The sequence below is a fragment of the Bradyrhizobium sp. genome (assembly GCF_035701725.1).
In the GTDB taxonomy this organism is placed as follows: domain Bacteria; phylum Pseudomonadota; class Alphaproteobacteria; order Rhizobiales; family Xanthobacteraceae; genus Bradyrhizobium.
Genome location: NZ_DASSRP010000374.1, coordinates 1 through 11,050, shown reverse-complemented (window position 1 = coordinate 11,050; position 11,050 = coordinate 1). Strand labels below are relative to the sequence as shown.

Here is an 11,050-nt window from a genome sequence, read left to right as displayed (position 1 = left end):
GGGCTTCTCGAAACCATATGCCCGAAGTGCCATTCAAGCAGCCTCTGGTGCAGCGCGACCAGCGGCCCAAGCCAAATCGGCCTTGATCTGCCTCAAGGCGCTTATCCCAGCCGCGCCGATGGTTGTTGCAGCCATTTGGCGCGCGACAGGAGCATTCAAATGTTCGACGTTCTGATGGTCGTCTTCACCTTCGGCTTTTTCGCGCTCGCGATCGGCTATGCCTATGCCTGTGAGCGGCTGTGAGGAGATAGGTCATGATCTTTGACTATTCCTTGGCCGGTCTCGTTTCGCTCGGTCTCCTGTTCTATCTGACCTTCGCCCTCCTGCGGCCGGAGCGTTTCTGACCGCTTTTGGATCAATCCCGCGCGTCCCTGAAGGCTCTCATCCATGACCGTCATCGGCTGGTTCCAAATCATTCTCTATTGCGTCATCGTCGTCGCGCTCACCAAGCCGCTCGGCTGGTACATGACGCGCGTGTTCGAAGGCGAGCGAACGCTGCTGTCGCCGCTGCTGCGGCCGGTTGAGGTGGCGATCTACTGGATCGGCGGCGTTGACGAGCGGCGCGAGCAGCATTGGCTGACCTACACGGTCGCGATGCTGCTGTTCCATGTCGGCGGCGTCTTTGTCATTTACGCCTTGATGCGGTTGCAGGCGGTTTTGCCGTTCAATCCGGCCGGCCAGCCGGCGGTGGCCGAGGATCTGTCGTTCAACACCGCGATCAGCTTCGTCACCAACACCAACTGGCAGAACTACGGCGGCGAGAGCACGCTGTCCTATCTGGTGCAGATGCTCGGCCTGACGCACCAGAACTTCCTGTCGGCGGCGACCGGCATTGCGCTCGCGCTCGCGCTGATCCGCGGCTTTGCGCGTGCCTCGATGCGAACGGTAGGCAATTTCTGGGTCGACGTCACGCGCTGCACGCTCTATGTGCTGCTGCCGATCTGCATCGTTTATGCGCTATTCCTGGTTTGGCAGGGCATCCCACAGACGCTCGGCCCTTATGTCGAGGCCACGACGCTCGAGGGCGCCAGTCAGACTATCGCGGTCGGTCCCGTCGCCTCGCAGGTCGCGATCAAGATGCTCGGCACCAACGGCGGCGGCTTCTTCAATGCCAATGCGGCGCACCCGTTCGAGAATCCCACGGCGCTGTCCAATTTCGTGCAGATGTTGTCGATCTTCGCGCTCGGCGCGGCGCTGACCAACGTGTTCGGTCGCATGGTCGGCAACCAGCGGCAGGGCTGGGCGGTCCTCGCCGTGATGGGCGTGCTGTTCATCGCTGGCGTTGCGATCGCCTATTGGGCCGAAGCCGGCGGCACCAACACGCTCGAGGCGCTCGGATTGTCTGGCGGCAACATGGAAGGCAAGGAAGTGCGTTTCGGCATCGTTGCTTCCAGCCTGTTCGCCGTCATCACCACGGCGGCGTCCTGCGGCGCGGTCAACGCGATGCATGACAGCTTCACGGCGCTTGGCGGCATGATCCCGCTGATCAACATAGAGCTTGGCGAGATCATCGTCGGCGGTGTCGGCGCCGGCATGTACGGCATGCTGTTGTTCATCATCCTCGCTATCTTCGTCGCTGGCCTCATGGTCGGCCGCACGCCGGAATATGTCGGCAAGAAGATCGAGGCGCGCGAAGTCAAGATGGCGATGCTTGCGATCCTGATCCTACCGCTGATGATTCTGGGTTGGAGCGCGGTCGGCGTCGTACTGCCCTCGGCCGTGGCCTCGATGGCGAATGCCGGTCCGCATGGTTTTTCGGAAGTGCTGTATGCGTACTCGTCGCAGACCGGCAATAACGGTTCTGCCTTCGCAGGGCTGACCGGCAACACGCTGTTCTACAATCTGACCGGTGCCTCGGCGATGTTAGTCGGCCGGTTTCTGATGATCGTCCCGGCGATGGCGATCGCCGGTTCGCTCGCGGAAAAGAAGTCGATCCCGCCATCGATGGGGACATTCCCGACCACTGGCGGCCTGTTCGTCGGTCTCGTCGTCGGCGTGATCCTGATCATCGGTGGTCTCACCTTCTTTCCGGCGCTCGCGCTCGGGCCGATCGTCGAGCATCTCGCGATGAACGCGGGCACGAAGTTCTGACGGAAATCTGTTCTGGAGTTACGTTGATGGAACCAGTCCATAAAGCGAACAAGCGGATGCCGGTCGCCACGATGCTCGATCCGAAGATCGTGATGCCCGCGATCGGATCGTCCTTCGCCAAACTCGATCCGAGGGCGATGGTGCGGAATCCCGTGATCTTCGTGGTCGAGGTCGTCGCTGCGCTTACGACGGTGATCTTCCTGCGCGATCTCGTCACCGGCGGCACCGATCTGGGATTCGCCTTTCAGATCATCCTGTGGCTGTGGTTTACGGTGCTGTTCGCCAACTTCGCCGAAGCGGTTGCCGAGGGCCGCGGCAAGGCGCAGGCCGAATCGCTGCGCAGGACGCGGACCGAGAGCCAGGCCAAGCTGTTGACCGGCGAGGGCAGGGACTATCGCCTGGTGCCCGGCACGAGCCTGAAAGTCGGCGATATCGTGCTGGTCGAGGCCGGCGACAACATCCCCTCCGACGGCGAGGTGATCGAGGGCGTGGCCTCGGTCAACGAAGCTGCGATCACCGGAGAATCCGCGCCCGTGATCCGGGAATCCGGCGGCGACCGTTCGGCGGTGACCGGCGGCACTCAGGTCCTGTCGGACTGGATTCGCGTTCGCATTACCGCCGCGCAGGGCTCGACCTTCATCGACCGCATGATCAAACTGGTCGAGGGGGCCGAACGGCAGAAGACGCCGAACGAGATTGCGCTGAATATTCTGCTGGCCGGCCTGACCATCATCTTCGTGTTCGCGACCGTGACGATCCCAAGTTATGCGGCCTATGCCGGCGGGCAAATCTCGGTGATCATTCTGGTGGCGCTGTTCGTCACGCTCATTCCGACCACCATCGGCGCATTGTTGTCGGCGATCGGCATCGCCGGCATGGACCGACTGGTGCGCTTCAACGTGCTGGCGATGTCCGGCCGCGCGGTCGAAGCCGCCGGCGACGTCGATACGCTGCTGCTCGACAAGACCGGCACCATTACGCTCGGCAACCGTCAGGCCACCGCTTTCCGCCCGGTTCGCGGCGTCAGCGAGCAGGAGCTTGCGGATGCCGCCCAGCTTGCCTCGCTTGCCGACGAAACGCCGGAAGGCCGCTCGATCGTGGTGCTGGCGAAGGAGAAATACGGCATTCGCGGCCGTGACATGAGCGAATTATCGGCAACGTTCGTGCCGTTCACCGCGCAGACCCGCATGAGCGGCATCGATGCCGCCGGTTCGTCGGTGCGCAAGGGTGCGGTGGAAGCGATTCTCAATTATGTCGGCGGCGTCACGGCCCAGACCAGTGCAAGCGGAAATACGGTTCGTGCGTTTCAGGTATCGCCGAACTCGGACGCCGCGCGCGAAGTCGCCAGCATCGCCGACGAAATCTCCAAGGCGGGCGGCACGCCGCTCGCGGTCGCCAGGGATGGCCGTCTGCTCGGCGTGGTCCAGTTGAAGGACATCGTCAAGGGCGGCATCCGCGAGCGCTTTGCCGAGCTGCGTCGCATGGGCATTCGCACCGTGATGATCACCGGCGACAATCCGATGACCGCAGCGGCGATCGCCGCCGAAGCGGGCGTCGATGATTTCCTGGCGCAGGCAACGCCCGAAGACAAGCTGAAGCTGATCCGCAGCGAACAGGCCAACGGCAAGCTGGTGGCGATGTGCGGCGATGGCACCAATGATGCGCCGGCGCTGGCGCAGGCCGATGTCGGCGTTGCCATGAACACCGGCACGCAGGCGGCAAGGGAGGCCGGCAACATGGTCGACCTCGATTCCAACCCGACCAAACTGATCGAGGTGGTAGAGATCGGCAAGCAGCTGTTGATGACGCGCGGCGCGCTGACCACGTTCTCGATCGCCAACGACGTCGCAAAGTATTTCGCGATCATCCCTGCGATGTTCCTGGCGTTCTATCCCCAGCTCTCGGTGCTCAACGTGATGCACCTGGCGAGCCCGCAAAGCGCCATCCTGTCGGCGATCATCTTCAACGCGCTCATCATCGTGGCGTTGATTCCGCTGGCGCTGAAAGGCGTCGCCTATCGCGCGATCGGCGCCGGCGCGCTGTTGCGCCGTAACCTGATGGTCTACGGTCTCGGCGGAATCATCATTCCCTTTATCGGCATCAAGGCGATCGATCTCGTCGTTGCCGCGCTGCATCTGGCTTAAAGGAGGCTCGAACCATGCTCAGAGAAATTCGTCCAGCCATCCTGGTTTTGCTGCTGCTGACCTTGATCACGGGTCTTGGCTATCCGCTTGCCATCACCGAAATCGCCGGCGCGATCTTTCCAAAGCAGGCGCAAGGCAGCCTGATCGAGCGCGACGGCAAGATCGTCGGCTCGGCGTTGATCGGACAGGAATTCAGAGAGGACAGATATTTCCATGGCCGCCCGTCGGCGACGACAGCGCCTGATCCGGCCGATTCGAGCAAGACGGTACCGGCGCCTTACAATGCCTCAAATTCCGGCGGATCGAATCTCGGCCCGACCAGCAAGGCGCTGGCCGATCGGCTCAAGGAGGATGTCGACAAGCTCAAGGCCGAAAACCCCACCGCCAGCGTGCCGGTTGACCTCGTCACGACGTCGGCCAGCGGGCTCGATCCCGACATCTCGCCCGAAGGCGCGCTATTCCAGGTGCCGCGGGTGGCGAAGGCAAGGGGGATGGCGGAAGAGCGGGTGCGGCAGCTCGTGGCCGAGAATACCTCCGGCCGCCTGGTCGGCCTGCTTGGTGAGCCAAGGGTTAACGTTCTGGCGCTCAACCTGGCGCTGGACGCCGCCCGAAACTAGGGTCCACTAGGCCGGGTCGGAGGCGGAGACTATATTACTGCGATGGTTCAGCAGCCGCGCCGCGATCCCGAACAACGCCCTTCGCCGGAAGCCCTGCTGGAGGCGGCACGGCGCGAGAACAGCGAATCCGGGCGCTTGAAGATATTCGTCGGCGCCGCGCCCGGTGTCGGCAAGACCTACGAGATGCTGCAAAGCGCCCATGCCCGGCGGAAGGCCGGCATCGACGTCGTGGTCGGCATCGTCGAGACGCACGGGCGGATTGAGACCGAGGCGCTGCTGCATGGCCTCGAGGTGCTTCCGCGCAAGCGCATCAACTACAAGGACCAGATCATCGAGGAGATGGACCTCGATGCGCTGATCGCCCGTCGCCCGCAGCTTGCGCTGGTCGATGAACTTGCCCACACCAACGCGCCGGGCAGCCGCCATCCCAAGCGCTATCTCGATGTCGAGGAGCTGTTGTCGCGCGGCATCGACGTCTATACCGCGGTCAACATCCAGCACATCGAAAGCCTCAACGACGTCGTCGCGCAGATCACCCATGTGCGCGTGCGCGAAACCGTGCCGGATTCGGTGTTCGACCGCGCCGACGCCATCGAGCTGATCGATCTCACCCCCGACGATCTGATCCAGCGGCTGAAGGAAGGCAAGGTTTACGTTCCCAAACAGGCGGAGCGGGCACTGGAGCATTATTTCTCGCCGGGGAATCTGACGGCGCTGCGCGAACTTGCGCTTCGCCGCACGGCCGAGCGTGTCGACGAGCAGCTTCTCACCCACATGCAGGCCAACGCGATCGCCGGACCCTGGGCGGCGGGCGAGCGCATCCTCGTCTGCATCAGCGAAGATCCGCGTGCCGCCGGCCTCGTGCGCTACACCAAGCGGCTCGCCGATCGGCTGCACGCGCCGTGGACGGCGCTGAGCATCGAAACGCGGCGCTCGCTCGGCTTGAGCGATGAGGAGCGCGACCGGCTTGCCGATACGCTGCGGCTGGCGGAAGCGCTCGGCGGCGAGGCGTTGACGATCCCGGCGATCGGGCGGCGAATCGCGGACGACATCATCGGCTTCGCCCAGACCAACAATGTCACGCAGATTATCATCGGCAAATCAGCGCGGAGCTGGTGGTTCGAGCTGACGCGCGGGTCGGTGGTGCACGATCTGGTTCGCCGTGCCGGCAATATCAGCGTCAATGTCATTGCAGGCGAGGAACTCGCCGCCGATCCCGTGCCGAAAAAGACCGTGCGCACCGCCGAGCGCCGCGATCCGTTTCATCCGCGGCCCTATCTGATGTCGCTCTTGATCGTAGCGATCGGTCTTGCCGCAGCGGCATGTGTTCAGCCGCTGTTCGGCGGGATCGAGAATGTCGACCTGGTTTTCCTCACCGCCGTGGTCGCGGTGGCCGTGCGCTACGGCCTGTGGCCGTCGCTGCTTGCCAGCATGGCGTCCTCGCTTTGCTACAATTTCTTCTTCATGCCGCCGATCTACACGTTCACCATCACCGATCCCAACAATGTGGTGGCGTTCTTCTTTTTCATGCTGATCGCGATCCTGGTCTCCAACGTGGCGGCGCGCGTGCGCTCGCAGGCCGATACCGCGATCGGCCGCATCCGCACCACCGAACTGCTCTATGCGTTCAGTCGCAAACTGGCCGGCACCGCCACGCTCGACGATGTACTGTGGGCAACCGCCTATCAGACCGCTTTGATGCTGAAGGTCCGGGTGGTGTTGCTGTTGCCGGAAAATGGCGTGCTCACCGTCAAAGCCGGCTATCCGCCGGAGGATCAGCTCGATCAGGCCGATCTTGCCGCTGCCAACTGGGCCTGGGGCAATGACCATCCCGCCGGCCGCGGTTCCGACACGCTCCCCGGCGCCAAGCGGCTGTTTCTGCCGATGCGCACCGGGCGGGGGCTGATCGGCGTCATCGGCATCGACGACGACAAGACCGGACCGCTGTTGACGCCGGACCAGCGCCGCCTGCTCGATGCGCTGGTCGATCAGGGCGCGCTTGCGATCGAACGCGTGCTGCTGGTCGAGGATATGGACCGCGTCAAGCGCAACGTCGAATCCGACCGCCTGCGGTCGGCGCTCTTGACCTCGATTTCGCACGATCTGAAGACGCCTTTGGCCTCGGTGCTCGGTGCCGCCTCCACCATGCGCGATCTCTCGGGCGGTTTGACCGAGGCCGAGAAGCGCGACCTGCTGGCGACCGTGATCGACGAATCCGAGCGGCTCAACCGCTTCATCGCCAATCTGCTCGACATGACCAAGCTCGAATCCGGCGCGATCAAGCCGAATGCGGCGCGGCTCGATATCGGCGAGGTGATCGGCAGTGCGTTGCGCCGCGCCAGCAAGATTCTTGCCCATCACAAGGTATCGCTCGAGCTTGAGGCCGATTTGCCGATGCTCGAACTCGATCCCGTGTTGTTCGAACAGGCGCTGTTCAACCTGCTCGACAATGCCGCCAAATATGCCCCGTCGGATACCACGGTCTCGATCCGCGGATGGCGCGACCAGAAATTTGTCACGCTTCAGATTCTCGACGAAGGCGAGGGGATTCCGCAGTCCGAACTGGAAAGCGTGTTCGACAAATTCTATCGCGCCCAGAAGGGCGACCATGTCCGGCCCGGCACCGGGCTCGGGCTGGCGATTTCGCGCGGCTTTGTCGAAGCGATGGGCGGCACGATCGCGGCCGGCAATCGCAGCGACCGCTCGGGCGCGGTGCTCACCGTCCGCTTGCCCGTTCCTCCCTCGGCTTCCAACGAACTGGATACCGCCGCATGAGCGCGACCCCGATCAAAGTCCTCGTCATCGACGACGAGCCGCCGATCCGAAAACTGCTGCGGATGGGACTGAGCACGCAAGGCTACGAGATCCTCGAGGCGCCGAACGGCAAGACCGGCCTCGAACTGCTCGCCGAGGACCCGGCGCTCATCATCCTCGACCTCGGCCTGCCGGACATTCAGGGACATGACCTGTTGCGTATGATCCGCGGCCGTAACGAGGGTGTTCCGATCGTGGTGCTGTCGAGCCGCGGCGACGAGGCCGGCAAGGTCCAGGCGCTCGATCTTGGCGCCGACGATTATCTGACCAAGCCGTTCGGCATGGACGAGTTGCTGGCCCGCATGCGCGCCGCGCTGCGCCATCAATTGCAGGTTCACGGCGAGCGGCCGGTGTTTCGCACCGGCGATCTTTCCGTCGACCTGGTGCGCCGCATCGTCAAGGTCGGCGAGCGCGAGGTCAAGCTGTCGCCGAAGGAATACGATCTTCTGCGGGTCATGGTGCAGCACGCCGGCAAGGTGCTGACTCACCGCCTGCTGCTCAAGGAATTGTGGGACGAAATGACGGACGCGCAGTATCTGCGCGTCTATGTGCGCCAGCTCCGGCAGAAGATCGAGGCCGACCCCGAGCGGCCGCAATTCGTGCTGACCGAAACCGGCATCGGCTATCGCCTCCGCGCGCCGGATTAGTCACCCCCAACAGGAACGGTTGATGACGCGCGGACTTGTTTGCCGACGGCCGCCGCAGGTCGTCGAATATTCGCCGAGCGTTGATGGAACCGGAATGGACAGGCCGCAGACAGTCGCAATTGCATTCGCGGGCGGGCTTGGCCTGGCTGCCTATCATGCGGGCGTTTTCGAGGCCTTCTGCAATCGCGACCTGCCGCTGCATTGGGTCAGCGGATCGTCGGCCGGCGCCGTCACGGCCGCGCTGATCGCCGGAAACGCGCCGGAGAGCCGAGTGGGGAAGCTTCGAGCCTTCTGGCAGTTTCCTTCCGCCAGTGGCGTACCGGAGTTCGGGCAGCTTCGGCATCTCTACGGCTGGTTGGCCGCGATCGAAACCCGGCTCGGAGGCAGGCTCGGCTTCTTTCACCCGCGGATGTTCGCGTTGAATCCTTTTCGATTTCGCAGCTTCTACGATCTGACACCGATGAAGGAGCGGCTGCTTTCCCTTGTCGATTTCGGCCGGCTCAACAGCGGAGAACCGCGCCTGTCGGTGGCCGCCACCGACATCGAGAGCGGCGAGGTGGTCATTTTCGATTCGTCCTCGACGAGACTGGAGATCGATCACCTGCTCGCCAGTTGCGGCTTTCTGCCTGAGTTCGCGCCTGTGCAACTGGGGGATCGTTGGCTCGGTGACGGCGGTCTGTCTCTTAATGTGCCGTTCGATCCCATACTGGAAGAAAGCGCAGGGTCTCTCCGGCTTTACGTCGTCGATCTCTATCCGCGCGATGGCGAGCGACCGCGATCCCTTGAAGCTGCGCTGGAGCGCAAGAACGATCTCTTGTTCGCCAACCAAACATTCATCCGGCTGAGCTATCTGGCTCGAGCACGAGCGGCGGAAAGACAATCGAATGGATCCGACGTGCCGCAGGAGGAGATATTCCTGCTCAGCTACCGGCCCGGCATCGAAGAACCTGGGCCCGAAAAGTCGTTCGAATTGTCGGCGATGAGCTTTGCCCAGAGATGGCAAGCGGGCAGGCTGGACATGGAGCACGCGTTGGCGTTGCCTGCGTGCGCCGGCATCAGCATCGTCAGGAGATCGCCGCGCGGCGAAGATACCGAGAAGCGGCCGTCGGGCCGCGTGGCTTGACGGCATAGGGGCGCTCAAGGGCCCTCGCTCGAGAGCTTGCTCCGACACAGCCAAACAAGGGCGTATGGAACGCCACGCGCATCCCAACGCGAATTGCTGAAAAAATTGCGGTCGCCCGCCTGTTTGACTCACAAATGTTTGGGCGCGAGCAGCTTCGACCCGGCATGATCCCGACGTGCCAAAATTGGGGGCCCGTCATGAATGAACCGCAACGGCTTAGCCGCACGCCGCGTTTGAGCAAATTGCCGACCTGCGCGACCTGTTCCGGCGAGTTGGTCGCGCCGGAAGCATCAGTGCTTGGGCGCGATGGCCAGGTGAGTTACGTGTGGAGTTGCGACCGCTGCGGACAAAGCCTGGTCACCAGCACGGCCAGGGCCGCCTAGATCTGTGGTCACTTTTTGAGCGGTTGCCGGGTTTCCGATCGTGCCGTCGGGCTTTGCTTGCTGGCGGTCGGTATCTGCTCGATCCAGTCATACCAGGCGACCGTCGCCGGGGCGCGTTCCCACAGGAATCCGTAGGCCAGGATCAGTCCTGACATCGCCAGCATCGTGCAGATCCCGACCGCGAGGTGCTGGATGGGGACCGGCCAGTTTTGCCAGCCAAAGCACGACACGACCGCGTAGCCGATGGCCGGTCCGAGGATGAAGACAGAGGCAAGCGTGATCAATGTGAGGGCGTGATCGAGGAAACTCATCGGCAGCCTTCTGTCGCATGCGCCACGGTAGTTGCGGTTGGCTCACAATGCGTTCCCAACCACAGCAGCGCCCGATTCCGCTCGGCGGCCTCGCCAATTCGGGTCCCGAACATGTTGAGAGCCAATCAGCAAGAAGAAGCCCGGCAGCGAAAGATCGTGCCGGGCCGAAAGTCAATTTTGGAGGAAACGAGACAAGACGCGACCCGCGGCTTTGCCGGGTCACGCGGGCCGGTCCTGCCCCGGATCTACCAAGCAAGGCGCGTGCCGGGTGGAGCGGCCCGGCAGGTTTGACACGGCGTTTGGGCAGACAAAGGGGGGATGCCTGCCAGTCAAACCCCAGGCCGCCCCGACATCAAGCCGGATCGACCAGAGGCGTTCCGGCGTTTGGCGGCATATCGACGACCGAAAAATGCCCGGCGCGCGGCGCGCCGGGCAAGTCCCGGATTTCGTGCTCGTAACGGTCGGCGATCCGCCGCGTTTGAAAAGGAGCCCCGCTGGCCCTTCGTCGCCGGCCAGCCCGATAACACCGAAAAGCCGATGTCGTTCCCGCCGTCGAGGCGGTTGGTTGTGCGGCTTTGGACGGCGACAACGAACCCCGAGGTGTGCCGCTGGTGTACGCAGCCTGACTTTCGAAGGCTCCTCATCTCGGGCGCGGTGGCATGCCTGCCTGTCGACGGAATCCGATTTCGCGAGCGAAGCGCGCAATGAAATTATGGCGTTCGGCTTCTGATCCCACAGTCGACCTCTCGGTCGGGACGGACCTCCGCAACAAGAGCAGCCTTCGCGGTGATCAAGCTGAGCGTTCCTGCCGGCCCAAATTCAAGCCGGACAGACGAAAGGCTTGCGGTCCCCGCGGTCGTGCGGACCAAAGCGGATTCCGCCGACCGACACGGATTTCACGCGTCACGCCGCCCTCGCTG

General features: G+C 63.4%; 9 protein-coding genes. 8 read left to right on the top strand and 1 reads right to left on the bottom strand.

The window, feature by feature from the left end:
• The 8 genes from VFL62_RS22500 to VFL62_RS22465 all read left to right on the top strand — a co-directional run.
• Nucleotides 1-243 (top strand): hypothetical protein (locus tag VFL62_RS22500; RefSeq protein WP_325174599.1); only part of this gene is annotated, 243 nt, incomplete at its 5' end.
• An 11-nt stretch (nucleotides 244-254) separates the two neighbouring features.
• Complete coding sequence (locus VFL62_RS22495; RefSeq protein WP_325174598.1) at nucleotides 255-344, top strand: K(+)-transporting ATPase subunit F; 90 nt, start codon at nucleotides 255-257, stop codon at nucleotides 342-344.
• 43 nt (nucleotides 345-387) lie between these two features.
• Nucleotides 388-2,091, top strand: coding sequence for a potassium-transporting ATPase subunit KdpA (kdpA, locus tag VFL62_RS22490; protein WP_325174597.1), 1,704 nt, complete (start codon nucleotides 388-390; stop codon nucleotides 2,089-2,091).
• 26 nt (nucleotides 2,092-2,117) lie between these two features.
• Entirely contained in the window at nucleotides 2,118-4,235 is a 2,118-nt protein-coding gene (gene kdpB / locus VFL62_RS22485; RefSeq protein WP_325174596.1) for a potassium-transporting ATPase subunit KdpB, read from the top strand.
• Nucleotides 4,236-4,249: 14 nt separating this feature from the next.
• Nucleotides 4,250-4,852, top strand: coding sequence for a K(+)-transporting ATPase subunit C (locus tag VFL62_RS22480; RefSeq protein ID WP_325174595.1), 603 nt, complete (start codon nucleotides 4,250-4,252; stop codon nucleotides 4,850-4,852).
• Between the two features lie 42 nt (nucleotides 4,853-4,894).
• The gene (locus VFL62_RS22475; RefSeq protein WP_325174594.1) at nucleotides 4,895-7,627 is read left to right on the top strand and encodes a sensor histidine kinase KdpD; all 2,733 of its coding nucleotides are present in this window, start codon (nucleotides 4,895-4,897) and stop codon (nucleotides 7,625-7,627) included.
• Nucleotides 7,624-8,313 carry a response regulator transcription factor gene (locus VFL62_RS22470; protein ID WP_325174593.1) on the top strand — a complete coding sequence of 230 codons (690 nt, stop codon included), beginning with the start codon at nucleotides 7,624-7,626 and terminating at the stop codon, nucleotides 8,311-8,313. Before VFL62_RS22475 ends, VFL62_RS22470 begins: the two co-directional genes overlap by 4 nt.
• 94 nt (nucleotides 8,314-8,407) lie before the next feature.
• Nucleotides 8,408-9,436 carry a patatin-like phospholipase family protein gene (locus tag VFL62_RS22465; protein ID WP_325174592.1) on the top strand — a complete coding sequence of 343 codons (1,029 nt, stop codon included), beginning with the start codon at nucleotides 8,408-8,410 and terminating at the stop codon, nucleotides 9,434-9,436.
• A gap of 391 nt (nucleotides 9,437-9,827) precedes the next feature.
• Here VFL62_RS22465 and VFL62_RS22460 read toward each other — a convergent pair whose 3' ends face one another.
• Entirely contained in the window at nucleotides 9,828-10,130 is a 303-nt protein-coding gene (locus tag VFL62_RS22460) for a hypothetical protein (RefSeq protein WP_325174591.1), read from the bottom strand.
• Between the last annotated feature and the right edge of the window lie 920 nt (nucleotides 10,131-11,050).

What these genes read in the sequence shown, in the direction of transcription:
- VFL62_RS22495 (WP_325174598.1), top strand. Translation starts at nt 255, where the DNA reads ATGATCTTTGACTATTCCTTGGCCGGTCTCGTTTCGCTCGGTCTCCTG.
- kdpA (WP_325174597.1), top strand. Translation starts at nt 388, where the DNA reads ATGACCGTCATCGGCTGGTTCCAAATCATTCTCTATTGCGTCATCGTC.
- kdpB (WP_325174596.1), top strand. Translation starts at nt 2,118, where the DNA reads ATGGAACCAGTCCATAAAGCGAACAAGCGGATGCCGGTCGCCACGATG.
- VFL62_RS22480 (WP_325174595.1), top strand. Translation starts at nt 4,250, where the DNA reads ATGCTCAGAGAAATTCGTCCAGCCATCCTGGTTTTGCTGCTGCTGACC.
- VFL62_RS22475 (WP_325174594.1), top strand. Translation starts at nt 4,895, where the DNA reads ATGGTTCAGCAGCCGCGCCGCGATCCCGAACAACGCCCTTCGCCGGAA.
- VFL62_RS22470 (WP_325174593.1), top strand. Translation starts at nt 7,624, where the DNA reads ATGAGCGCGACCCCGATCAAAGTCCTCGTCATCGACGACGAGCCGCCG.
- VFL62_RS22465 (WP_325174592.1), top strand. Translation starts at nt 8,408, where the DNA reads ATGGACAGGCCGCAGACAGTCGCAATTGCATTCGCGGGCGGGCTTGGC.
- VFL62_RS22460 (WP_325174591.1), bottom strand. Translation starts at nt 10,130, where the DNA reads ATGAGTTTCCTCGATCACGCCCTCACATTGATCACGCTTGCCTCTGTC.